Genomic DNA, 23,385 nt, shown 5'->3' on the forward strand with positions numbered 1-23,385 from the left:
GAATTTCCCTACGTTACGCTTCGTATTGTAGTCGTACAGATTGCTACGTAGGACAGCAGTGACGCACTCATTCCCCTCGCGGTGCTGTGCATTGAGCGGTTGCGGTAGAGGGTCGACCTGTTCTCGACTGCGAGACGGCAGTCGAAGGTGGGACACCCCGCTATCGAAGTGTATTCTGCATCTACATTCACACCTCCACCCGTGTCTGGACGTTGTTTCAGTTGGTGGCGACACGCCGGTAAGGTGACGTGTTGAAGAGTGGCGGGATTCCGGGGGTATCGGCCCAAAAAACAGCGCTGACACCCAAATTTGCTGGATTTCTTTATACTACCAGAAAGCGTAGTTCAGGCCGTAGATCACATGAGCACCCTCCGAGAAGACGCGCAGTCACTCTATGAGCAATTGGCTCCCCATCTGCCAGATGACTGCGCTGATGAGTATGACATCGACGCGCTCGCGACGCTCTTCGACTCCTACGTCAACACGTATCGAGTGCCGAGGACCCAGGCGTTCGAGAGTGTTCGAGGCCACGTTCTCAAAGAGGTGGGCATCGACACTGACGCGTTCTGGGCGGCTCAACGCGATAGTGAACGGGGAACGACCGACGATCCTCTCCCTCTTGCTGAGTGTACCACCGATAACGAGTGGGTCACAATTCGCGCGAGGGTCATCGAACTCTGGGAACCGAAGCACGAGTCTATCCACCAGGTCGGACTCATCGGCGATGAGAGCGGACGGCTCAAGTTCACCGCGTGGGCAAAGTCGGACCCACCAGACATCGAGGAGGACACGACCTACACGTTCAAAGATGTCGTGGTTGAGGAGTACGAAGGTTCCTACTCGGTGAAAATCAACTCGCGTAGCGAGATTATCGAGCACGCGCATGATAGCGCGGAAGCCGTGACAGATGTCGGGACGATGACCACGACACACGAAGGATTCTTCGTCGCTATCCAGGGGCAGTCTGGACTCATCAAGCGGTGCTCGGCTTCCGATTGCACTCGCGTCGTCACGGGCGGTGAGTGCAGCGAACACGGCGCCGTCGACGGCGAGTTCGACCTGCGTATCAAAGCGGTCATCGACGATGGGCACACGGCCCAGGAATGCCTGTTCACTCGTGGCGTCACCGAGGAGGTCACGGGGATCGACCTAGAGGAGGCCAAGGAGCTGGCAGCCGACGCGCTGGATTTCACCGTCGTCTCCGACCGGTTCACCAACCTTCTGATCGGGCGGCGGTTCACCGTCGAAGGACCCTTGCTTGGGCGGTATATCCTCGTCGAGGAAGTCGAAGAGATTCCGGAAAGAGCGTTCTCGGATGGCTACGAAGAAGCAGTCGTGGAACTGCTCGCAGAACACAACCACGATGGGCCGGGGCTCACGGCTGCGTCCATCGAGGATCTCCCGCGCTCGTATGATGCACACGGGAGTGGCATTGGAGGCGACTGAAACCATGGCAACAAGCGACTCTCAATCACAGCAGGGGGCAACAGTCCCAGATCGTGAGGTTGCGAAGCTCGTCTTCGCGGCCGAGGTGAACGAAGCGACATACACGTTCAAGACCTCGCAAGACGAGCGTGCCCCGGTTTACGTTGCGCTCCCTACCGGAGTGCGAGCGAACCGGGTGTGTGTTATGGGAACGGTCACGGACGTCGAGGATGTCGGAACCGACGACCAGGAGTACCTTCGAGTGCGTGTCGTCGACCCGACTGGGACGTTCTGGGTGTACGCCGGGCAGTACCAGCATGAGGCACTCAAGAAATTAAAGAAGATTCAGCCACCCGAGTTCCTCGCGGTCATCGGCAAGCCCCGGACGTACAAGACCGACGACGGAACGATTAATGTCTCCCTCGTACCCGAGGATGTCGGTATCGTCGACATCAGTACGCGCGATATCTGGGTATTCGAGGCAGCGCGGCGAACACTCGAGCGTGTCGAGTCGGCGCGGGAGACCTCCCCGAAGGTAGCCGCACTCGCTCGCGAACAGTACGGCCATGATGGGTCGTACTTCGCGCATGTCGCGGCGTTCGCGCTCCAGAACCTCCTCGATGGTGACGAATCTGCGACGGAGCTCGACGTGGAGACGATCGAGGAGCGTCTTGAGGAAGCCGAAGCCAAGGGTGAAGACGTCGACGGCGAAGAGCTGGAACGGGAAACATTGATCGAGGACTAACGAGTGATGTTTGGGCGTCGTTCCGGAATCAACTCGAAATACGACGATCCCAGCAGTCACGACGGGAAGTATCCGCCTGACTGGGACGCTCGCCGGAAGGCCGTCTACGAACGCGATAACTACACGTGTCAAGAGTGTGGGCGACGGAGTGGACCTCACGCCGGCGACGGCGGGGCGACTCTCCACGCGCACCACCTAACCTCACTCCGTGACGGCGGGTGGCATCATCTGGCGAACCTCGTGACGGTCTGTCAGTACTGTCACGACGGTATCCACGGCCACCCGACCGGTAGTCAGTACGATGAGGGCGAACACAATGCCCTGCGGGTCCTCCGAGTAGTCGGCAGAGTGACTCTCCGCATTCTCAGGCGTGTGATTCGGTAGTCATGGGCGGATGAGTCTGTCTCCGCTCACCTACCTTATCAAATCGGATTAGTTGTGCCTGATCGCGCCGGGGATCGGCGCCGAGTACGGCCCCGGTTCTTCCATCACGAGGTCGTCGTGGGGCGCTGCACGGACGGCGAGTGTCGGACTGGAGACAGAGTTAATCGTATGCATGAATCCGGGTTCACTGCTGTAGATGCTGAAAGCGTCGATGACGACCCTGACGAGTTCAGCGCGAACGGCATCGGTGTCGATGCCAGCGATGAGCTTCTCCTCGGGCCCGGGTTCGGAGCCGGTGGGGTCGACCTCGATTCGGATGTCTTCCACTGGCGGTTGCGACGGTTCGGCCCACGGCGTGAGTGTGTAATGGTCGACTGGGCCGACAAATTCGGGCACGGCGTATCCCAGTGCATCCTCGAAGAGCGTTCGCACGTACGGTCCGCTCAGGAAGAGAATGTGACAGCACACTATTTTAGACACGTCAACAGCGATGCCCCACGACCTGCTTCGACCCCACAAGGGTCCGTCTGAAACCCGGATATCGAAGACCGTCGCAAGGTAGGAGAGAATCCTCAGGGCACGCTCTCGAGTCGATTTCGGAGCCTCCTGCCACGAAGCGGGATCGAGTGTCAGCGTGATCGGAAGGATTCGATCGCGTTGGGCATGGTGTCTGAGTGGCCCGGCCACGAGCGCGTCCAGCCCGCTGTTGAGCGGATCTTGCCCGGTCCCGATGGCGGTGAGTGCCTCTCGACGTGCGTCGTGCCGTGCGTCGCTAGCAGCCGAGTCAGCCCGAGCGTGCGTCGCGAGGAGTGTGAAGTACTGTTGGGCGGCGGCGATCGCCTCCTGGTTGTCTCCAGCCGTAACGGCGATGGGGACGTCACAGGCATCAGCGAGCGCGGCGGCGTCGGAGCCGTCGTGTTCGTCTGCGATCTCTCGGGCGAGGTCGGCTGTACGAGGAAGCAGCTGTGTCCAGAGGTCGGGGAGCCAGTCACGCACCTGTGGGCCAACACGGGTGAGCTGAACGGCGTCGACGCGAGCTTGGCCCGGACGAGCGAGAGTGACCGACGCCTCCTCGAGGTCGATGTCGAAGATATCCTGGTCGACCTCCTCCGTGATGGCGTCGGCATAGCGCTGGTCGTCCCTCCCGAGGACGGCCTCGGCTTCTGCTTCGAGCCAACGGTCCCGACGCGTGAGATAGGCTTCAGCGGCGGTTTCGAAGCGCTGAGATTTCTCCTCGAGGTACGCGTCAGCGAGTGCCTCGAACTGCTGGCCGTGCTCATCCAGCTGCGCCTCGGCGTCGGCGGCGAACAGCGCCTCCTGCTGGTCGAAATAGTCGGAGACCTGCTCCTCGAGGACGCCGTAGTCGTCGACGGCCGCGTAGCGATCGGCTTCATCGGCCTGATCAGCGAGGATTCGTGCCCGGAGTTCACAGGCGACGTCGAGATCATCGGCCTGAGCGTGTGGCTGAAGCCGGTCGGCCTGCCAGACTGCGCCGCAACTAGTACACTGCACCTGATCGTGGGTATTGAGATTCTCGACGAGCCAGCGACTCTGACAGCGCCGACAGCCGACGACCGAGTATCGCGGGTCGGAGTGGGGGCGAGCATCGCTCTCGGGGGAACCAGTAGGGTTGTCGTCCATCAGATCGCGAACGCCGACCTTGCGCGCTGACGGCTCGACGGGCCGTCCTACCCACGGGTACTCTCGTCCCCCTTACTGTCTCGAGCGGTGGCGCTGACGCTACGCGTCGCTCGCGACGAGGGGCAAACGTTTTGTCCATGGGTTGCGGAAGAAAGGGTACGGAGTCCAATCCTGCCCTTTCCCCAGTCCGAAGTGGGATTCGGACTGGGGTTCTTCCCCAACGCTGTGAGCGGTTAGCTTATTTTGTGCCTTGGACGATGAATCTCCTTGCCGCGTCTTAAAATCCCCGCCGGCGTCAGACGTTTTGACCACAGAATTTGTTCCTAGAATATAACATACGGTGGCGGGGAAGGGTGATCTGGGTCGCGGTGCGATCATCCCTCAAACCCGTATATCACCGCAAGTTTCTCTGCCGACCACGCGCCGGCCGCGTCGGCGTGGTGCAGGGAGCCTGTCATCGCGTATCCTGCTCCTCATGGAGTTCCCGAACCGCGGTGCGGACGAGTTCGCTCTTGCTCGCTAACTAGCCCTCGTTGATGAACCTCGGCACGGAGATCGCCCGGCATCCGCACCGTTTCGCGACGCACCCGAGCGTCGTCAGGGTGGTTGGTGGTGCTCACCGGCGATCACCACCCCGGAACGACCCCGAGTCGTTCGATATATTCACACGCTAAGAGCATCTCTCATTCACCTTGTTTCTCAAATGGTGGAAGGTTGTGGCCAACCGGGGGAGGCTTAAACTCCCAGTGATCCGGCCTCATTTCCGGTTGTGCCCGGTGAGATTTGAACTCACGACCTTCCGGTTAACGGCCGGACACTCTGACCTGGCTGAGTTACGGGCAGACAGTGAGTCCCTCAGCCGTATCGAAGCAAAATATGAAACTAATAAAAAATTGCGGTCGCTTCTAATAATCTGATTCGTTAGGATTGTCGCAGATTTCTCAGACGCTTGGTGCGGCCGAACTGTGAGATTAACAAATTGAACTCGATGTCAATCATGGTTCGGCTGTGCTTTCGTTGTGCCGTAGAGAGTAGAAGGTTCGAATCTCGCCATCGTCGACGTTCACAAAGATAGCTTCGCCTGGTAGTCTAAACAATCTGATCACGTTGTATAGGTCCTGCATCGAACCGGCAGTGTTCACGACCAGTATGAGTTTGACGTAGTAGATCACATCTCCAGAGAGCGGCAACAATAACGCGCCCAACGCGATTGCGTCGATCACAATCAAGGGTGCGATGAGTGCTTTAATCATCTCATTCCGAGGAATCCGCTCCTGCAGAGTAACAACGTACGGTATCGGCTCTTTGAGCAACCAGAGCGTCTTCTGAAGTGTGATTCCGAACTGCGGCGAGCGTCCCTGCCTCTTACTGACCAGGTAATGAATCCCTTCGTGGATCGCCGTCATTGCCACGAGAACACCCAGCTTAGGAGCGATAATTAGTAGCAATTCACCCAAATCTCGACCAGCGTTTTCAACAAACCAGACCGTCACACCCGGGAAGAACAGTTCTCCCAAGACAACCAGAGTGATCAACACCACGAGGGGGATTTTCCGCTCAGGAATTGTGTACTCAATCCAGCCAGGATCATCGTTGAGTACTTCGAGATCCATCGATGACCCTCCTCAGTCAAGCCCCAGCGTTGCCGCAATGATCGCTAGCACAAGCAAGGATGCGATGAGACCAGCCCATGCCCCTGAGAGTTGCGGGGTCGAGGACAGACTCGTTTGGAGCTGCGTCCAGATCTTGATCAACGGACCAGCGATCACGACAAGTATGAAGCCCCCTATCAGCAACTGCTGCGGTTCCAATTGCCCGCGTCTCTCACCCGAATCTGGGGACTCAATGCGGTGGTTCACTCCGGTGGGATCTCTAAACCATGACATCGCCAAGAGGAATCACAGCTGCAGAGGATAAAAGTGAATATGACGTTTTACGGCCTTGATACGGACATTTACAGCAATCAAGGGGTTCCTTAATCGTGATCAATCCCTGGGTCAACTGCTTTATTTGATGAACCAGTGATATATTACCATGACACGGTTACCGAATCGGTTTCAAGAGGAATTCGACGAAAAGGGAGACACGTTCTTCGAGATTGCCGAGTTCCTGTATACGAACCATGGCCATCAGTACACGCTCGACGATCTGACGGAGAACGTCGGTGTCACAAAGGCCCAAGTCAGCAATCTAGTCAATGATATGGCGGATGGGGAAGAAGAGTGGATCAACAAAACAGAGGGTCAGATGACGATCATCTGGAATACAGAGACGTACAATCCAGCATCAACGGAGACCACACACGCCGTTCGCGGATTCTACCGAGACCTCTGGTTGCTGTTGAAAGCTCATCAAAGTACAGCTCCGGGTACATACGTGATTCTCGGCTTCTTTCTGTTTGCTACCTCGGTCGTGATGGCTAGTTTTTATATCGGCTTTTCGCTAAGTGCCCAGAATTCAGGTATCCCGCCGGGTACTTACGTCGTACTCACTGTTGGCTCACTCATTACCGGTGTCTTCGCCACGGCTATGTCGTGGATTCAGGCATACACTAATAGCGTCATCTGGCCCCGTCTTCCCTCGGATATATTCGAAAACGACGACTGATGCTCTTCAGCTAATACCCCCTGTCAGTCATTATGGCTCGAAATAACACTCTGCTGTTTAACAACGGCCAAAGCAGCGGGAAAAAGAAGGCAAGATGGCACGATGAACATCAGTCCATAGAGCATCCCGAGCACGTGGACGAACCCATTCCCGTACCGGACTCCAGTCAGTATGCCTGCGGTCCAAGTCAGAAGAACGAGAGTCGCGATCAAACCAGAGCCACTGTGACGTAGCCGCTGGAGGTGGCTTCGGTCGATCTTCCGGAGAGTCTGAAACCAAAATATCACTCCTGCGCCACCAAGCGCAGCCACCCAGATCAGTCGGAATCCACCGACGTACAGCAATAAGAAACCAACCCCGAGAAATCCGACTGCATCCCACCTCGAGTACACGTCGCTCACGTGGTAGCGGAGATAATCAGAAAGCCCGATTGGAACGTAGACGTACCAAGCGGACATGATTGCTGAAAATCCCTGGCCATTCGCCGGAAACGAGTTCGCTTGAAAACCGATAGAAACGGCGAAAGGGACCAGAGTCAGGCACAAAGCTAGCGCGGCATAGAACCACCGTCGCCGTTCAGTTGCCGCAACGAGAGGAAACAGGAAGAGAACGAGCGCGGTGTAGGAGACAAGGTTACTGAGCAGATGCATCCAGCTTTCGTGGATGAAATGAGGGATGTACAACATCCATCCGGATGCCTGCGGACTCAGAGTGAGGTCCGCTCTCTGGGATGGCGACAGGAGCATCAGGCCCACGAGAACCACGGGGATGCTCAGTAGAAGCAGTACTTCCCATCGGCTGGTGCGTTCAGCTGCGTCGTCGAAGGCTTGCCACTTTAGAGAGTCGCCGTCGACCAAGTTTGTCTGCTGTCGTGTATCGTACGATAAATATCTTTAGTGGGACTGTCTGGAAGCTCCGGTGACATTCCATATGGAGGCAAGCAGACAGGGCCTTCGCTGGAAACGCCAATCTGATCACTTAATATATAGCTAAGAACAGGGTGGTTCAGCGTATTTTGAAGACCTCATCCCACTTTCTCCGGGCACCACCTCTCTGGGGCAGTTTCCGTTTGATTCAATTACAGGATATCCTGGTTCTCTAGATGTCGCTCATAGAACGGCGGAATCAGTCCGCGATTCTGCCGTAGATACTCGACAGGGTCATCGATTCCCATTGGGAGCCCCAGATCCACAGCGACAGAACGATCTACACCTTCAGACATCAATTTAATTTCAGAGATCTTCATCGAGCCCATGTCAAGCATTTGATCGAGCTGTAGAATCCAATTGGAAATATCATCCTCATTAACTATGTCCTCTAGGATAGTAGTTAGAGCGCCAAAATATTTGACCAAATAAAACGAAATATCGCGATCTACGATATCCATTACTTCACGGATAGATTCATCAATGGTCTCGCTTCGATCCCGCTCTTTGAGATAATCTTGACGGTTCTGTATTAGATCTTGATATGATTGTCCTCGAAGCCACTTAGCTGCATAGACAATTATTGGTTTCAGCTCCGGGCACTCTGTTTCAGTATGGTTCGGAGTTACTCTATCGCCATCTCTGGTGAATTTGAAAATATAGTTCAATCTTTGAGCAACGCTAAGAAGATTTGAGTAAATATCATCAAATCGGTCATCCGAAATGATCCATTTGTTTGGATCTTGTTTAACCGAATTATAGAGTTCACTCAGATTAACCGGATCTAGGGTGGGATTCTTGCGGAGAAGTTCTTCGGGGACGTCTACGCCACTCAGGGTATCTTGTAATGCTCTATGAACTTCTGCACGGTCTTCCGAATCCATATCTTTTGACTCAAGATATGCCTCAACACTTTTGTCCTGTTTTAAATATCGGCCTCGAAGGAGAATGGCAGTATACCGGATTGCAGAGTCTTCTACCTCAGTCAAATCGCGTTTTTTCAAGGCGTCAATAAGCTTCTCAGACTTGTCAACAGCTTTCGATGTTGCGGGGTTGATTTTTTTCTCTTGGACACCCCCCAGTTTCTCATCTGCCCACTCATCCTCCTCAGTTTCTACGCAGTAGATCGCTCCGTAGAGCTTGGTGCTGATTCTCCCAACCCGTCCAATGAGGTTATTGAACTCAAAGTCTGTAAGGTCCTTATTCCCCCGCTTAGCACCTACCAAGAAGATTTTTTCAGCAGGGAGGTTGACACCCTGCAACAGAGTTGGTGTGGTAACGATTGTATGCAAGTCACCGGTGTTGCTGTAAATGTTCTCAATAGCCTCTCGAGCTACCTTAGGCACGTTTCCATGATGGAATGCCACTCCACGCTCAAGACACTCAATAAGCGAATACTCGCTGTGGATGCTTCGAGATAAGAACTGCTTCAACTCCTCGACCTCGGGAGAGAGTGTTTGTTGCTCGTGGTTTTCCGCAATAAGGTTTGCTCGGTCCTCAGCGTAGTTCTTTTGTCCAGAATAAACCAGAGTCTTGCTATTTCCAGCAAACCGGTTAAGAATATCGGGTAGAGATTTTGTTTTGTTATTTTTTACTTTGCTAAAGGACAATTCATCAGGTTCTGGTACGCTAATTTGCTTTTTCTCTCCAGATGGAGAATGAATCTTTGCTGAGATGTCCCTATTATGTCCCTTCTGAAATTGGAGGCTGACGCGTAACTGTAGGACCGGAGTGAAGGCCGTTTGGACTTCTGCGACATCGTTGTTCGTCAGAGATTCAAGTGTATCCCGAGGATTTTCAAGATAAGGTCCAGCAGCGACGATCTGTGAGTCCGGATAAAATTCATTGAGAGATTTTACGATTCCCTCAAATAGAACCCCACGACTCTCATCTTCGATGTTTTGGACTTCATCAAAAAACACCAATCCAGGGTTGATTTCACTCCTAACCTGCGGGTTAATTAGCTTCCGGCAGCGCTCCGGAGTGACAACTAAGAATGTATTTTCTTCATCATCTTTATTCTCTTCTGATTCATCAAAATGAGCACCGTTCCGGATCGATATTCCATCAATTTCTGATAGTTCTCGGCTTACTTCTGAAATGAGTGCTCTCGTGGGAACAACATATATACCTTCAAATTCGCCCTCGGACTGTATCTTGTGTTCAATGTATTTTTTCAGGATGAACGATTTCCCAGAAGAGGTAGGACCTGAAATGGCTACGTCCCTGCCCTGTATGAGATGCTCATAGATATCTCTCTGGAATCTGGAAAGTGTTGGACCAAGTTCGATATCGAATTCCTGTTTCGTCGTTTCTAATTCTAATCCCAAAACAGAGTCAACAGAGTTCACCAACTGGTCCTTAAACGTAGCTCCAGTCTCAGTTGGATCAACATTCTTGAAGGCCGGGAGATTTCCTAATCGTGAGAGGATAATGTATAGGTACCGCCGATAGATATCTTCCTGAGAGGTTTCCTCAAAACGGGTGTAGCTTAAAATACTAAATGCGAGGGCCTTTCGGCGATGCTCATCATCACCGCTTGAGGCTAGAAGGGACGCCACCCAAGCACATTTTTTCAGTTCCGCTTCGTCAACAGAACCGACCTCACCGCCCTGGCCAAAGTCGCCCAGGGTCTGGCCGTGAGTCTCAACATCTAAATCGTCTTTGACCAATTCAACGGTGAGATCATCTAGACAGTCGTTGAAAAAATCGAGATCGGATGCGTTGTTATATGTAGACATTGCTGGGACTAAGCGTGAGGGAAAATTGCCTGCTGTAGCTGATCCCGAAATTCATCCACATCTTCCATTGGTAAGAGGAAAAATACCAACCACTCTGTTCTGAGGGTGTCAAATTCTGTTTCGACTTTCTGCTGAATATACGACATAGGATCAAGATCAGCAATTCGTGATCGAATTTTCTCTTTCAATTCATCTGGCTCTGTGCATTCGGCTTGGAGGTCTTCCAGCCATTTTTCCTCGCAACCGACGAAAATTGGATGAATCAACCGGTGCTGAGTGGGGTCTGAAGATAGTACTTCTATAATCCGTTCCAGTTCCTCTTCGGTAAGATCATCACTCAGGCTCCTTGCTGCAACATCTAGTTCAAGCTGCCGTTTTGTATGGCTATCTGAACCGTGGAAACGCTCTGTACTATCAAGTGCATCACGAATACCTGATGTTCGTTCCTTGTAGATTTTGGCCTCTCCAATGCCTAAAGCATCGTATTCGCCAAACTCACCAAAAAAGAGGCCATCCGAACCCTTTACTTCTTGAACAGGGTCATATCGCTGTGACATTTTATGGCAGATCAACGGAAGGTTCAAAATCGCATCAACTAACACAAATAGGATTAGTTCACCCAGCTTCCCACTATGACTCGGGTCATTATCAAAATCAGCCATTTTCAGGGCATCTTTTCCGGGCCATTCCCTGCGCTCGATCTCGGTCTCTGAGAAGACGAAGTAGGGGTATTTTTTCTCCAAGAAATTTATAAAGTCAGCCATGTCAAGCCGGTCGACCCGAGGCCTCACACAATAAGTATCAACTTGCAGCTTTCCTTCCTCCCATGATCCCACATTGAAGAGAAAGTCTTCCAGTTCCTCTCGATCGATATTTGTATGTTTTTCCCAAGAGGAACTATCTGATGTCGTCATGAGATGTATTTGTACGACAGTACAGGTTATTCCAACAACATTAATAAGGCTTTTTAGTTATCTGACTGAACATTGTTCTCCAAGCAGCCACCTCAGTAACTTCAATCCTTGTCTCGGTTAACCTATGGAGTACGTAGACGATCTCGTCAGACTATATCACATCTTCCGGCCAGCAGTCGTCGCACATCTCAATATCAGCATCGTCGGTGAAATCGTGTTTTGGACCGCTTTTCTGTACCCGATCATTGGAGAACAGGGAGTCTTCCAGACGAACCCCACATTCGGTAGCCGAGTAGGAATGTCCACTCTCATCATATTCGGAAATGATGGCGTGGCATACATTTCCGATGACAGCGGAAGTATGGCCGTCAAGCTCAGGGTCAAATTCAGGCGGATCAACGGTCACACAGTAGTATCGAATGTGTGCTCGTAAATAGATTCAGTACTCACAGATGCTACAATCGCACGACTCAGACACATCCCAATCACGAGGACGGAACAGCGAGCCACCCCTTCTGCTTGGGAGCAGATAGAAGCTATCATCATCGATATGTTTTGATTCATGACGGCCTCCCCGGGGGGTTGACTCCATTACTGGATTTACGCGCGTGCGTAATCGGCTGAAGAATCGAAGAGAGAAATTCTCGCTACTATCGCAGAGAGACGGCCTGTACCCCGAAGAATCTGAACGGTTTCAGCCGAGAACGGTCAGAATGATAGAGATATACATTATCCGGTAGTTGTGGGCGCTCGAAGTATAGAGTGGCCACGACAGTCACCGCTGTTCGAATACTACTCAAGCAGTGATCCAGCTAAGAAATTGAATTACAGAGCCTATCCGGTACTAGCCGCTTCATCCCAGGTGACGCCGTCGACAGCGGTTAGACGTCCGAAGCAAGAGGGATTCGAACAGAGCGAAAATCGTCGAGTTTTCACGGCCAATCGCAGTCGAGCTCGCATGTAATCATCCGGATCGTCGGAGATGTTGCTCCCGGGATCTTCGTTACAGACGCACGCGGGAAGAGGTTGAGCTGAATCGGCTGGATCCGGATCAGGGTACCGATGCAGGGCTGTTGAGACGGTGCTACGGCCCCGAAGTCCATACGCCGGGAGACTCTGAACGGGAATCGGAATCGTCTCGCGCATCAGTCTGCCTCTTCGAGAACTGCGCGTTCACCCGCGCTCAGTTCGTCTTTACTCGGTTTTGGTTCAGGGATCTCGGCCGGTTCATCCGGGAGATGGATTTCGATGATTCGCTCGTCAGGATCGTACTCAAGGAACACCATGGGATCGTCGTGTACCAGGTGCGTCTCCGAGAGGGTGGCATCCTCGACCTCCCTAGCGATGAGATTGGATGCCTCCATGATCCGTCCCGGGATGGTGATCGTATAATTTTCGTTGCGGTCAAGCAGTTTCACGCAATCTCTCATCGGTACTCACCCTGACCAGTACTTGCAACAAGTCGCATGTACGCTGGCATGGGATTATCTGCGAGTGGAAGGGCCATGAAGACGGAATACTGTACGAGGTTTCAGGGGGATCTCTTGGAAACTCATGTCTTAACAGCCATCAAGTCCACCCTGAATAGGTGGCAATGGCACAGCCATCCACAGAACTGTTCGCCGATACCAGATCCGTACAAGCAGCGAACGGCAGCTACACCGTCACTATTCCCGTGGGATCGTCGAACGGTACAACATTGAGGCTGGTGACGACGTCCTCTGGTACGACGATGCCGAGAGTGAGGAACCCCATTTCCTTCCTCCGAACGCTCGGGAGCCATAGCGTCTGGATTCCGATTTGCTCTGTTACCCCACAAATTGATTTTCGATGCGCCTGTGGGGTAACCATGACAGAGAGCCCTGAGAGACCAACAGCACCAGAGCTACCGCAATATGTTCTCGACCCACTGGACCGGCAGTCTCCCGAACGGCTGGAAGCAATTGCCGCCTATGCAGAGGCTTTAGCCGACTGGAAGCGGTCACAGCGCGAAGAAGACGTGGCTGTAACACGTGCGGCCGAGGAGGTCGACGAGGAGGCCATCGAAGACCTCGAGGAGCGTGGCTTCGAAACTGATCCCAAAGCCTACGAGGACGTACCGTCGAAGGCGTACATCACCGTCAAGGAGACAAAGCCCGGATATCACTACTACTACTGGCAGTGGCGTGAGGGCGACAGCTGGGCGAACGAGTATATTGGGCCAGTCACGTCGGAGAACGATTCGTAGATCGTCATCGGTCACAAAGCACGCGACGAGTTCTTGTTCAAACGACCATGGCCCAATGGGCCATGGTCATTCCAAGCAGCGAATCAAACCAGAGGTTCGACGACAATATGCTCTTGAACCAGCCGCGGACTCTTCGAACGGCCGTCGGTGTCGTAGGTAATGATGCTGTGCTCGGCAAGAGCTTGGAGGTCTCGACTGACCTGCGCCTTATCGCGATCAAGGCGACGGGCGAGGGCCCGAACGGAGTCGACATCTTCGCGGCTGAGCAGGTCGACGATCTCGTAGCGTTTGGGAGTGAGCACCTCTTGGGCCGTCTCCAAGCTCAGAACTTGGACGCCCTCCATACCCCCGCGGGCGAGGGCCCGGGCCATTTCTGAACGTCGGTCGATACGATCTTCCTCGCTGGCGGCTTTGAATTGAATGCTCGACATACTATATTTTCTCTTATCGTTGTGTAGATACCACAACGATATAAGTATTGTCTTACGGTCGGCTGAGCACCCTTCGGAGAGAATTTCTTACCACAACGGTCAGAATCGAAACATTTAAGTTCGTGGGGATATAATGTATATATGAGGAGCGTGTGCTTTGCTTCTCATATTGTAAGAATTTGAATATGTCTCAGAGTGATTTCAGCTACGGGTATGAAGTGACGACGTTTCGCGGACGGAAGTACAGCATCGGGGCTCGACTGGATCCCAGCATCAACAACGTAGAGTCGTTTGCCATTCTCCTCTACTTCCAGTTGGCAGACGGGACACGCGTCGAAGTGGCGAAAGTCGATGATTCGCCTCACGAGGAGGGCGACATCCACGTCGACCGCTACTACCGGGAGGTGGGCGCTGAGGTCAAGGACTTCGACACCGACATTGAGGACTGGACGGACGCGGAGGACTACCTCAAAGAGAATGGGCAACGGTTCGCGCGACTCTACCACGAGAACCACGGCACGGAGGTGAGAGCAGACGGCGCAAACGGCTGATCGCGTCGTCCTTGTTACGATATAGTTGTCCGCCAAAGAAAAAACATTGAATGTAGGAGTATACACACAAATTCCCACATTCAAGTGGGAGCTAGCCCTGTTTGTTTTTAAGTAGAGGTTCAGTCGATGGCCCCAATCTGAGGATTCCAACATTCGTGCCAGATAGGAGTTTAAACGTCTCAATACCAGCGAGTCAGGGTGGATCAATCCCAGGAATAGGTTGGAGCTGAATCCGTACCAGTCGACGAGTTCAGCCAACTTAGTCTAAGTAAAGGTTATATTGTTTCCGTAAGCCAGACAAAACATCCGGATGACTCGTAAACAGATAGGGAAAAACACGGGGAGGTCTGGGCGAGTAAATCTGTCCGGGCCTGAACTCGATAAGTTCGATGCGGAGGTGGGCGAGCCAATCAAAATCGACATCGCTGAGTCGAAAGAGATCGCTCACGCACTCATCAACAACAGCGACCGTGGAGAGTTCATCATCGTCTCCAAACCGGGGCAACAGGAGGTTGATTCATGAGTAGCTCGGACTATCCGAGTCTGTTTGAGGCGTGTACTCCTCGAGGAGATGTCCTCGACGGGACGCTGCAGGAGGATCAGTTCGCAGCTAGCTTGGCGACTGTCGCTCATTCGCCGGATGACTCCGCTCCGGTCTATCGGAATGCGACGCAGTTCTTCGATATGACGTACCCGACTGACGGGCTGCGAACGCTCCTGAGTAATCTCACGGGACGGTTCCTCGCCGCTGACGGATACGACAGCGGCGGTTATTCCAGCAGTATTCTGTGTCTGGACACCCGCTTCGGTGGGGGCAAGACGCACGACCTCATCGCCTCGTACCATCTCGCGAATCATCCGACTGATATTGGCGATCTCAGTCGCCATCTCGTAGAGGGTGAGGACGACCTCGGTGCTGCCTACCTAGATGCGGTAGATCAGGGTCTTGATGTCGATACCTCCGTCTTCGTCGGAGGACACGTCGACGCCCGAAATGCCCGGAGCGATCGGTCAGACCCGAACGCTCCGAACACGCGGACGATGTGGGGCGAAATCGCCTACCAGCTATACGGCCTCGATGGCTACGAATATATCAAAGAGTACGACCAGGACCGGAACGCACCTGGCGGGAATACGCTGAAGGGGCTGTTCGAGCTTGGTGATGGTCCTGCCCTCATCCTCATCGACGAGATTGCAGCCTACCTCGAGGCGGCGTCCGCGGTCGAAGTCGGGAACGCGACGTTAGCCAGTCAGACCCTGAGCTTCGTTCTCTCACTCCTCGAAACCGCGTCAGAGGTCGACGAGGTCACGGTCGTATACAGTATCGCAGACACTGCTTTCGAGGAAGAAGCTGAGGAAGTCCGTTCCCTTATCGACGAACTCAATCAGATTGGTCGTCGGCAACACAAGACGGTCACCCCGACCTCAGAGAACGAGGTAGGACAGGTTCTCCAGCACCGGCTCTTCGAGGACATCGAACGGGGGCAGGCCGAGAGACTCGCGGAGTCATACTTCCAGTACTACGCTGACAGCGACCGACAGTTCCCGCAGGAGGCGACGGACGCCAGCTTCGTGGACCGGCTGGAACGCGAGTACCCGTTCCATCCGACGATCATCGATACACTCACCGAGAAGATCGATACGATCCCCAAGTTCCAGCGAACTCGGGGCGCGCTGAAGCTCCTCGCACGAGCAGTCTACTACCTCTGGAACCATCAGCCCAACCACTACGACCGCCACTGGATTCGACTCTACGACCTCACGCCCGCCGACAACGCTCCCGACGGGAGTATCGACTCGACGCTTCGTGAGACGCTGTTCGAATTCGTCGACCTGAGCGCGGCTGTCTCGGCCGACATATACAGCGAAGATAACACTGCCCACGCTCAGCTCGAAGACCGCAAGTGGACAGAGAAAGGGATTCCACCGCTCGGCGGCCATCTGACGACAACTGTCCTCTGGCATAGCCTCGCCTACGGGGAGCAGGCAACCGGACTCACGCGTGCGGAGATGAACGCCGCACTCGGCCACCCCGACATCCGTTTCGACAACTACGATTCGGCGTTGGAGGCGCTGTCTGGCGGGGACATGAACGTCGCGTGTTACTACCTCTACGACGAGGAGCGAGTTCGGTTCAAGTCCGATCCGAATCTCATCCGTATCATCGACCAGCGGGTGGACAACACGCCCGATGCGCAGGCCCGGAATCGGTTCGAATCGCGGTTGGAGAACTCCGAGATCGGAACTGGCGGCTTCAAGACCGTCGTCTTCCCGGAGTCACCGGCCGACCTCCCAGACAAGGTCTCCAAACCACAGCTCGCGGTGATGCACATGGATACCGCTCCCGTCTCCGATGGCGGGAGTGAGACTCCGGAGAAAATCCAGACGCTGTACCAGAAATCCGCTTCCAAGCACGGCGGCGAGACCCAGAGCCGGGTCTACAAGAACTACGTCCTCTTCCTCGCCCCTGACAAGGAACGAATCCAAGGTGCAATCGACGAGGCCCGTCAGCTGGAAGCCATCGAGGCACTTCTCGACGATTCCCAACAGACAGCCGACCTCTCCAACGAGCAGATCGAAGAGCTCCGTGAGCGCCGTGACCAGACGCACGGACTCTTGGGTGAACTCGTCCGCGGGGTTTACCGTCACCTGTACTACGTCGACCGAGACGGCCTGACGCATCTAGCGATCAACGCCACGGAGGCGAATGGTGGCACGACGCTCGTGAACGCCGTCGAGGAAACACTCGAAGACCGGCTGATTCGCGCCGACGCGGGACCGAAGGGAGTCGCGTTCTTCAAACAGAAGCTCTGGCAGCAGACCCAGGACAGCATGACCACCGAACAGCTGGTCACGCAGTTCGCGAAGAAGCCTGGGCTTCCGTACCTCCTCAACACCAAGCCGCTTCGGAAGACGATAGCGAAGATGGTAGACGATGCGGGCTACACCTACTGGGACAGCACCGCCGGCGAAAACGGCCTCGCGTACTGGGACGGCGACGAGGACGATCATCCTGAGAACTGGCGGAAGGCCAATCCGCTCTCCGGGTCGCCGGATGTCCGCACGAGCATTCGTGATTCGGACGTCAAGATCGGCGACGAGTACGTCGTCTACACCGATGTCAACGCGCTCCTCGACGTCCACCACGACATCATCCGACCCCCAGAGACCGAAGAGACGACGTGTGCAGAGCCGGAGTGCGAGGTCGAAGTCGACGAAGAGGGAGAGTACTGCTCGCAGCACGAGCCGGATGACCTCGAGTGTTCCAACTGCGGGAAGACGGTCGCGAGTCAGAACGAGCTGAATCCACGCGGTCTCTGTGCCGAGTGTGCGCAGCCGCAAGACTGGGAGCAGTCGACGAGCGTGATGGCGGCCTCCCGAGCCTTCAACGAGGTCCGGACGCATGCCCTGGGGAAATCCTCCTCGGGGAGCGACCCGGGAATCGATCGCATCACCATCGAAGTCAGTGGCGACGATCAGCTGTCGAAAGGGTCGTTCATCGCCCAACGCCAAGCGTTCAAGGACCGGGCAGACAACGTCTCGGTACGGATGCGGTACAAGACGGAGTCGTCAACCGGGGCGTCGTACCAGGCCGACTTCACCGGCGGTATCGACGAGTTCTCCCGCGTGACGAACCAGCCGGACCCGTTCGACGGTGCGTCCCTCGTCGAACTGAAGTTCCGCGTCGACTTGAGCGACCCTGAACCGATAACGAACGCGGAGGACGATCTGCTCGCGGAGCTCCAGGACGAACTCGGGTCGACGAACATCGACGTGAAGGTTCAAGGACGAGGACCGGTCGAAGTGCCCGCAGAGGTTCAGCAATGACGTCCCACCCTACCCCTGACGCAGACGCGACACCACCACTCGGACCCGAGGAAGAGACGATCGGGACAGACCACTTCGGCAGCAGCGTCTATGGGGGCCGCCCGACCTTCGCACTCGTCCGTCGCGACGACGCCGACGGAGCATTGCTGACACTGTACGAGCTGTTGCCCGAGGCGCAGGCTTCCGCTCGTTCTGACCGTCTCCAGCGTGGCAACCCCAACAGGGGCCTCGTCGTGGAATCGTTCGAATCGGTCTTCGGAGAGTCAGCGGATCCGGAGGTCGACAGATGGGAGTGGGACGACTGGACCGCGGTGAAGGTCACACGACTGTCTGAGAGTCGACTGCGCTCCATTCTCCCGCTCGTCCGGGAGACGCTTCGCGGAGCAGATTTAGAGGAGTCTGTCCTCACCGCTGGCGGTGCTGTCGAGGTGTTCCTCCCGGAGACGGTCGGCGTTCGACTAGCATTGGGCTTCCTCGGTGTGAAGCCTATCCAGAGGGTAGACCGGATGCGGGCGTTCTGTCGTGGTATCGCGCGAATGAGTGACGAAGAGTGCTACTACTGGCACGCGAAGTGTCGATCTCCGTCAACTCCGAATGGCGAGAAGGCACTGCGAACACTGCTGACTAATCATATCTAACTATGAGTGAAAATCCGATTCAAGATACTGACGAGAAATCGTTGAAACCACTCGCTATTGAGGGTAAATTACCCCTGAAAGCGGTTGGGATCGAGAACCTCCGTGAGGCGAACCCACAATACCTTCCGCCTCATCGCTACCTTCACCCTTGGTTTGCAAGGCGGCCAACACCTGCGTCACGTTTAGCGATTCTTGCTTCAGTTCTACCAAAGGATACAGACTCAGATAATCTGCTCCGGTGGATGCAGATCGGTCCAAACAAGGACATTAGCGGGAGTCTGAGTGACTACGTTGAAAGAAAGAAAGCTACGGAGACCGAACGAGATGGGAATTTAGAGAGTCACTATGGGTATCCCCGCCCGTTCACGAAGTCACCGACATCCTCAGAGCGGTCAGAGATACACGATATCCTCCGGGAACACTGGGATGGTGATTTACCGACCGTACTGGACCCGACCGCGGGCGGTGGTGTTATTCCATACGAGTCCCTCCGATATGGCTTCCCAACTTGTGCTAACGAGTTGAATCCAGTGCCATCTCTGATGCTAAAAGTGATGCTGGAATATGCTCCAAGTGTTGGTGATATTGAGTCGCTTGTAATGCATTGGGGAAAGAAGGTAGATGAACGTGCCAGCCGAGACATTCAGAGATATTTCCCGAGTGAGTCAGACAGCCAAACACCCGACAACTATGTCAGCACATACCATATTCAGTGTAACTCTTGTGGAGCAGATATTCCATTAGTCCCAAAGTGGTGGATACGGACCCGTAGCGATGGTATTCGGGTTGTTGTTCGTCCTGAGATACTGGATGATGGCAGAATTGAGTATGACGTAATTGTAGACCCAACAGAACAAGACCTTGAGGGGTTTTCTCCTGATGATGGGCCAGTTTCGCGAGGAGGAGATGTTGAATGTTTGCAGTGTGGAGTAGTTACTGAAGATGATGAGGTCCAGAAGCGATTCGTTGAAAATGAATTCGAATATACGGTTTATTGTGTCAGGTATATAAAAGGTGATGGAAGTCATGGATTTCGTTCACCAAACCAGAAAGACGTCGAAGCTATTGAGAAAGCAAGACAGCAAATCGAATCTGACTTCGAACTAGCTACCTTCCTAACAACTGAAATTCCAGATGGACAGGAGACAACCAGAACAAATAGGCATGGGATGACTCAATGGCGGGACCTCTTTTCTCCTCGCCAGCTAGTTTGTAATTATCAATATATTGAATCAATTCAATACTATTCTGAGGAGATACTGGCAGAGTACGATCAACAGACAGCAGAAGGCATCCTTACACTCCTCACTCTATCCATCAGCAAACTTATCGACCGCAATTCTAGACTGACCCCTTGGGACACGAGCAAGGGGTATCCCAGTCAGATGTTCAAATCACAAGACCTTGGATTCAAGAGGATATTTGTAGATACGAATATCTCAATTGGTGGTGTTGATTTCCTATCATATTTAGAGAAGATATACGATTCGTATGAGGAATTAGTTAATTACCTGCCAGAAGAAAGCGACCCGGCTAAAGTTACTGTTGATGACGCTGCCTCTCTCACTTACGAAGATGAGAGTATCGAAGCAGTAGTGGTTGATCCTCCCTATTATAGTAGTATAATATATTCCGAGTTATCTGACGTTTTCTACGTCTGGATGAGAGAAGCGCTAAAAGACACTTTCCCAGACATATTCAGTCAAGAACTGACTGACAAAAATAACGAAGCGGTAGCTAACCCTAACCGGTTCAAATCAGTGGCGGGTGATGAAACGTCCAAGCGGGAACTTGCAAGGGATTTCTATGAGCAGAAGATGAGTGACATCTTCTCTGAACTCTACAGAGTTCTTGAACCAGGCGGGGTTATGACTGTAATGTTCACTCACAAAGAGACAGACGCGTGGGACACGCTGACAATGTCTTTAATTAAATCTGGGTTCATAGTCACATCAACTCATCCGATCACCAGCGAAATGCCTCAACGTGCCGGTATGAGGGAAACGGCTTCAGCAGACAGTACTCTCCTTCTCACCGGAAGGAAACCACACGGGGACCGTAATCCAAAGAATGCGGTTCCAACTCTGTGGAGTGACGTCAAGTCAGATACTCGGACCGCAGCAAAGAACGCCGCTCGCGAACTCATTAATTCGGGCCTGAGCCTTACGAAGACTGACGTCATCATTAGCGCCTTCGGTCCGACATTGAGGGTCTTCGCCGATGCATATCCTGTAGTTGACGACGAAGACAACGAGGTTCCTCCACGACGAGCACTTGAGCAAGCCCGAGAAGCAGTCACCCAGGTGCTCGTTGACGAATATCTGGAGGCGGAAGGTATCGGCGAACTGGACGATATCACGGAATGGTACGTACTCTGCTGGCTAGTCCACGAATCCCAGACGTTCTCGTACGATGAGGGTCGACAACTTGGATTGGGTATCGGTGTTGACGTCGACGAGATCAAGCGTAGCACGAAGACTTGGCGTAAGAGTCGCGGAGATATGAAGCTCCGAGGACACGCAGACCGTGTACAGAATGTTGAAGAGAAAGAGGAGAACCGATCCAGTCGTATCCCGGTGAATCCTGACGACCTCTCGTTCGGACTCGCTCTGGACAAGGTTCACGCCGCGATGCATATCTACGACGTTAAGGGAGAGAGCGCCTGCTGCGACTGGCTGCGTGAACGGAACTTTGACTCCGATTCGACGTTCAAAGCGACACTTCAGGCTCTCCTTCAAGTTCTCCCACACGACCACGAAGACTGGGAACTTGCTCGCGATCTCGCTGTCGGGCGGACGCGAGACGTCCTTGATTTGGACTTCAGCCCGAACGTCTTCGCCGAGAACAGCGAGCAAACTCAGCAAACAGGGATCGACGACTACTAGATGGTTACAGCACCGGGCAACGCGCCACCCACAGTACTAATATAATATATAGACAAGCCTACGAGAGATGGAATTGCCCGACGAACAGGAGTTCCACGAATTTATTGGCGAGGCACTTCAGGTCGCTGTGGTTGAGCTGGCAGCAGCATTTCCTGACCAACGTCATCTCGAAATCTCGTGGGACACGATTGAGACCTATAACTCTGAATGGTCTCGTACACTTCGCTCGAATCCTGATGCATTCTTGCGGGCGTTTGAACAGGCGCTGACGACGTATCCGGCGATTCCGCCGTACGGACAGATTTCCTTCTATGATGGTACAACCAATCGTGCCGACCCACCATTCATTCGATTGACCGATGTCCCTTTCGAGACACCCATCGCCGAAGCGCCGAATCGTGTTGGAGAATTAGTGCGCGTGATCGGGTACGTTGAATCGCTTGATGACCCCGAGGTTCGCGTGGCCAAGGCAGTATATGAGTGTTCACACTGTGAACACACTCATCGTATGACAGTTATCGGTCCAGAGTCCGTATCCTTGTCTGCATGCCCGGAGTGTGGTTTCAAAGACGGCTACCAGTTTGACGGGTTGCGGTCACAAATGATGGATGCACAAAAAGGTCGTATTCATCCGCTCGATGTAACTGAGGAAACCACTGTCGACATCGAGCTTCAATATAGTCTGATTGATTCAGTCTCGCTGTATGAACCGATCGCACTGACGGGCCAAATGTACGTAGAAGGAGAAACCCACCAGCGATCGCAGTTGTGCCTGCTGGTGAATAATATCGAATCAACCGACCAAACGGTTCATCGGCCTAATGTTGAGGCCGCAGAAACGTACCTCAGCGCATACGTTGCGGAGCCCGAACATTTCACTGCTGACCTTCGTGAGTGGATGCTCCGGAGCACGACCGTCCTCAGTACGCAATCACTCACGGAGGAAGAAGCGCAAGCTAAAATCATTACTCCCTTACTCCACAAACTCGGCTGGAACGTGTATTCAAATAACGTCCGGATCGAGTATTCTGAACCTGGTGGCGGAGGGACTGTCGATTATATGCTCACTGATGGGTCAAATAGGCCGCTTATTCCAATTGAGGCGAAGGCTCCGAATATCGATCTCGGAAGTGCAGTCGATCAACTTGAACGATATATGCAGAGGTTTTCATGCGAGATTGGACTTCTGGCAAACGGGCGAGAGTACCGTTTGTATGACCTTCCACCAGATACACAGGAGATACGACACCGCTGGACCCTCGATGTCCGCGAACTCCCCGTTAATACAGCCGCTCTTACTGGTCTTCGATACGATGTCGCGGTCGCTGAAGATTCGCTTCGTGCCATCTACGCGGCTCACTAGCGAGAAGTCAGATGACCGTCGACATTATTCGGAACGTGACGACTCCGACCACCGAGTTGACAGGGCGGGAGAATCCCGA

19 protein-coding genes, 1 tRNA gene and 1 pseudogene are annotated in these 23,385 nt (G+C 53.8%); 11 read left to right on the forward strand and 10 right to left on the reverse strand.

Annotated features, from left to right (window positions below; genetic code table 11):
- The first annotated feature begins 360 nt into the window (after positions 1 to 360).
- Genes DU484_RS18840 through DU484_RS18850 form a run of 3 tightly spaced genes read left to right on the forward strand, consistent with a single transcriptional unit; the run spans position 361 to position 2,554 of the window.
- The gene (locus tag DU484_RS18840) at positions 361 to 1,446 is read left to right on the forward strand and encodes a replication factor A (protein WP_114606872.1); all 1,086 of its coding nucleotides are present in this window, start codon (positions 361 to 363) and stop codon (positions 1,444 to 1,446) included.
- Positions 1,447 to 1,450: 4 nt separating this feature from the next.
- Entirely contained in the window at positions 1,451 to 2,170 is a 720-nt protein-coding gene (locus DU484_RS18845; RefSeq protein ID WP_187347826.1) for a DNA-binding protein, read from the forward strand.
- A 6-nt stretch (positions 2,171 to 2,176) separates the two neighbouring features.
- Positions 2,177 to 2,554: an HNH endonuclease gene (locus tag DU484_RS18850; protein ID WP_114606873.1), complete on the forward strand. Its 378-nt coding sequence runs from the start codon at positions 2,177 to 2,179 to the stop codon at positions 2,552 to 2,554.
- 48 nt (positions 2,555 to 2,602) lie between these two features.
- Here DU484_RS18850 and DU484_RS20545 read toward each other — a convergent pair whose 3' ends face one another.
- The 4 genes and pseudogenes from DU484_RS20545 to DU484_RS18865 form a co-directional block, all read right to left on the reverse strand.
- Positions 2,603 to 2,986: a hypothetical protein gene (locus DU484_RS20545; protein WP_157969618.1), complete on the reverse strand. Its 384-nt coding sequence runs from the start codon at positions 2,984 to 2,986 to the stop codon at positions 2,603 to 2,605.
- A gap of 1,032 nt (positions 2,987 to 4,018) precedes the next feature.
- A pseudogene (locus DU484_RS20780) lies at positions 4,019 to 4,195 on the reverse strand (DUF5817 domain-containing protein); the annotation flags it as partial.
- Between the two features lie 768 nt (positions 4,196 to 4,963).
- Positions 4,964 to 5,038 (reverse strand) — tRNA-Asn (locus DU484_RS18860).
- Positions 5,039 to 5,190: 152 nt separating this feature from the next.
- Positions 5,191 to 5,808 carry a DUF3267 domain-containing protein gene (locus tag DU484_RS18865; RefSeq protein WP_114606875.1) on the reverse strand — a complete coding sequence of 206 codons (618 nt, stop codon included), beginning with the start codon at positions 5,806 to 5,808 and terminating at the stop codon, positions 5,191 to 5,193.
- A 421-nt stretch (positions 5,809 to 6,229) separates the two neighbouring features.
- Here DU484_RS18865 and DU484_RS18875 point away from each other — a divergent pair, with 421 nt between their 5' ends.
- On the forward strand, positions 6,230 to 6,802 hold the full coding sequence (locus DU484_RS18875) for a hypothetical protein (RefSeq protein ID WP_114606877.1): 573 nt from the start codon (positions 6,230 to 6,232) through the stop codon (positions 6,800 to 6,802).
- Between the two features lie 23 nt (positions 6,803 to 6,825).
- Here DU484_RS18875 and DU484_RS18880 read toward each other — a convergent pair whose 3' ends face one another.
- From DU484_RS18880 to DU484_RS18900, 5 genes are all read right to left on the reverse strand, one after another.
- Complete coding sequence (locus tag DU484_RS18880) at positions 6,826 to 7,659, reverse strand: hypothetical protein (protein ID WP_114606878.1); 834 nt, start codon at positions 7,657 to 7,659, stop codon at positions 6,826 to 6,828.
- A 221-nt stretch (positions 7,660 to 7,880) separates the two neighbouring features.
- A complete protein-coding gene (locus tag DU484_RS18885) occupies positions 7,881 to 10,469 on the reverse strand; it encodes a DEAD/DEAH box helicase (RefSeq protein ID WP_114606879.1) in 2,589 nt (862 codons plus the stop codon).
- 8 nt (positions 10,470 to 10,477) lie between these two features.
- Complete coding sequence (locus DU484_RS18890; RefSeq protein WP_114606880.1) at positions 10,478 to 11,383, reverse strand: HamA C-terminal domain-containing protein; 906 nt, start codon at positions 11,381 to 11,383, stop codon at positions 10,478 to 10,480.
- A gap of 151 nt (positions 11,384 to 11,534) precedes the next feature.
- On the reverse strand, positions 11,535 to 11,789 hold the full coding sequence (locus tag DU484_RS19780) for a hypothetical protein (protein WP_157969620.1): 255 nt from the start codon (positions 11,787 to 11,789) through the stop codon (positions 11,535 to 11,537).
- Positions 11,790 to 12,528: 739 nt separating this feature from the next.
- Entirely contained in the window at positions 12,529 to 12,747 is a 219-nt protein-coding gene (locus tag DU484_RS18900) for a hypothetical protein (protein ID WP_157969621.1), read from the reverse strand.
- A 485-nt stretch (positions 12,748 to 13,232) separates the two neighbouring features.
- Between DU484_RS18900 and DU484_RS18905 the strand changes: the two genes are divergently transcribed.
- On the forward strand, positions 13,233 to 13,610 hold the full coding sequence (locus DU484_RS18905) for a hypothetical protein (RefSeq protein WP_114606883.1): 378 nt from the start codon (positions 13,233 to 13,235) through the stop codon (positions 13,608 to 13,610).
- Positions 13,611 to 13,693: 83 nt separating this feature from the next.
- On the opposite strand, the gene DU484_RS18910 is transcribed toward DU484_RS18905, so the two are convergent.
- Positions 13,694 to 13,981, reverse strand: a complete 288-nt coding sequence (locus DU484_RS18910; protein WP_114606939.1) for an HVO_A0114 family putative DNA-binding protein — start codon at positions 13,979 to 13,981, stop codon at positions 13,694 to 13,696.
- A 245-nt stretch (positions 13,982 to 14,226) separates the two neighbouring features.
- On the opposite strand from DU484_RS18910, the gene DU484_RS18915 reads away from it, so the two are divergent.
- The 6 genes from DU484_RS18915 (at position 14,227) to DU484_RS18940 (ending at position 23,306) form a co-directional block, all read left to right on the forward strand.
- Positions 14,227 to 14,592, forward strand: coding sequence for a DUF7718 family protein (locus DU484_RS18915; RefSeq protein ID WP_157969622.1), 366 nt, complete (start codon positions 14,227 to 14,229; stop codon positions 14,590 to 14,592).
- 310 nt (positions 14,593 to 14,902) lie between these two features.
- Positions 14,903 to 15,115 carry a hypothetical protein gene (locus DU484_RS18920; protein ID WP_049934196.1) on the forward strand — a complete coding sequence of 71 codons (213 nt, stop codon included), beginning with the start codon at positions 14,903 to 14,905 and terminating at the stop codon, positions 15,113 to 15,115.
- Positions 15,112 to 18,420: a DUF499 domain-containing protein gene (locus DU484_RS18925; protein WP_316043110.1), complete on the forward strand. Its 3,309-nt coding sequence runs from the start codon at positions 15,112 to 15,114 to the stop codon at positions 18,418 to 18,420. The genes DU484_RS18920 and DU484_RS18925 overlap by 4 nt, the downstream gene beginning before the upstream one ends.
- Positions 18,417 to 19,058: a DUF7680 family protein gene (locus tag DU484_RS18930; protein ID WP_187347819.1), complete on the forward strand. Its 642-nt coding sequence runs from the start codon at positions 18,417 to 18,419 to the stop codon at positions 19,056 to 19,058. Before DU484_RS18925 ends, DU484_RS18930 begins: the two co-directional genes overlap by 4 nt.
- A gap of 2 nt (positions 19,059 to 19,060) precedes the next feature.
- Complete coding sequence (locus tag DU484_RS18935) at positions 19,061 to 21,943, forward strand: DUF1156 domain-containing protein (protein WP_114606885.1); 2,883 nt, start codon at positions 19,061 to 19,063, stop codon at positions 21,941 to 21,943.
- 67 nt (positions 21,944 to 22,010) lie between these two features.
- Positions 22,011 to 23,306, forward strand: coding sequence for a type I restriction enzyme HsdR N-terminal domain-containing protein (locus DU484_RS18940; protein ID WP_114606886.1), 1,296 nt, complete (start codon positions 22,011 to 22,013; stop codon positions 23,304 to 23,306).
- Positions 23,307 to 23,385 lie beyond the last annotated feature (79 nt).

Origin of the sequence: Haloplanus rubicundus (assembly GCF_003342675.1) — an archaeon.
Taxonomy (GTDB): domain Archaea; phylum Halobacteriota; class Halobacteria; order Halobacteriales; family Haloferacaceae; genus Haloplanus; species Haloplanus rubicundus.

Coding starts and splice junctions, on each gene's coding strand:
- DU484_RS18885 (WP_114606879.1), bottom strand. CDS start 10,469: ATGTCTACATATAACAACGCATCCGATCTCGATTTTTTCAACGACTGT.
- DU484_RS18890 (WP_114606880.1), bottom strand. CDS start 11,383: ATGACGACATCAGATAGTTCCTCTTGGGAAAAACATACAAATATCGAT.
- DU484_RS18930 (WP_187347819.1), top strand. CDS start 18,417: ATGACGTCCCACCCTACCCCTGACGCAGACGCGACACCACCACTCGGA.
- DU484_RS18900 (WP_157969621.1), bottom strand. CDS start 12,747: ATGGAGGCATCCAATCTCATCGCTAGGGAGGTCGAGGATGCCACCCTC.
- DU484_RS18940 (WP_114606886.1), top strand. CDS start 22,011: ATGGAATTGCCCGACGAACAGGAGTTCCACGAATTTATTGGCGAGGCA.
- DU484_RS18865 (WP_114606875.1), bottom strand. CDS start 5,808: ATGGATCTCGAAGTACTCAACGATGATCCTGGCTGGATTGAGTACACA.
- DU484_RS18905 (WP_114606883.1), top strand. CDS start 13,233: ATGACAGAGAGCCCTGAGAGACCAACAGCACCAGAGCTACCGCAATAT.
- DU484_RS18935 (WP_114606885.1), top strand. CDS start 19,061: ATGAGTGAAAATCCGATTCAAGATACTGACGAGAAATCGTTGAAACCA.
- DU484_RS18920 (WP_049934196.1), top strand. CDS start 14,903: ATGACTCGTAAACAGATAGGGAAAAACACGGGGAGGTCTGGGCGAGTA.
- DU484_RS18925 (WP_316043110.1), top strand. CDS start 15,112: ATGAGTAGCTCGGACTATCCGAGTCTGTTTGAGGCGTGTACTCCTCGA.
- DU484_RS18910 (WP_114606939.1), bottom strand. CDS start 13,981: ATGGCCCGGGCCCTCGCCCGCGGGGGTATGGAGGGCGTCCAAGTTCTG.
- DU484_RS18915 (WP_157969622.1), top strand. CDS start 14,227: ATGTCTCAGAGTGATTTCAGCTACGGGTATGAAGTGACGACGTTTCGC.
- DU484_RS18875 (WP_114606877.1), top strand. CDS start 6,230: ATGACACGGTTACCGAATCGGTTTCAAGAGGAATTCGACGAAAAGGGA.
- DU484_RS18845 (WP_187347826.1), top strand. CDS start 1,451: ATGGCAACAAGCGACTCTCAATCACAGCAGGGGGCAACAGTCCCAGAT.
- DU484_RS18850 (WP_114606873.1), top strand. CDS start 2,177: ATGTTTGGGCGTCGTTCCGGAATCAACTCGAAATACGACGATCCCAGC.
- DU484_RS18840 (WP_114606872.1), top strand. CDS start 361: ATGAGCACCCTCCGAGAAGACGCGCAGTCACTCTATGAGCAATTGGCT.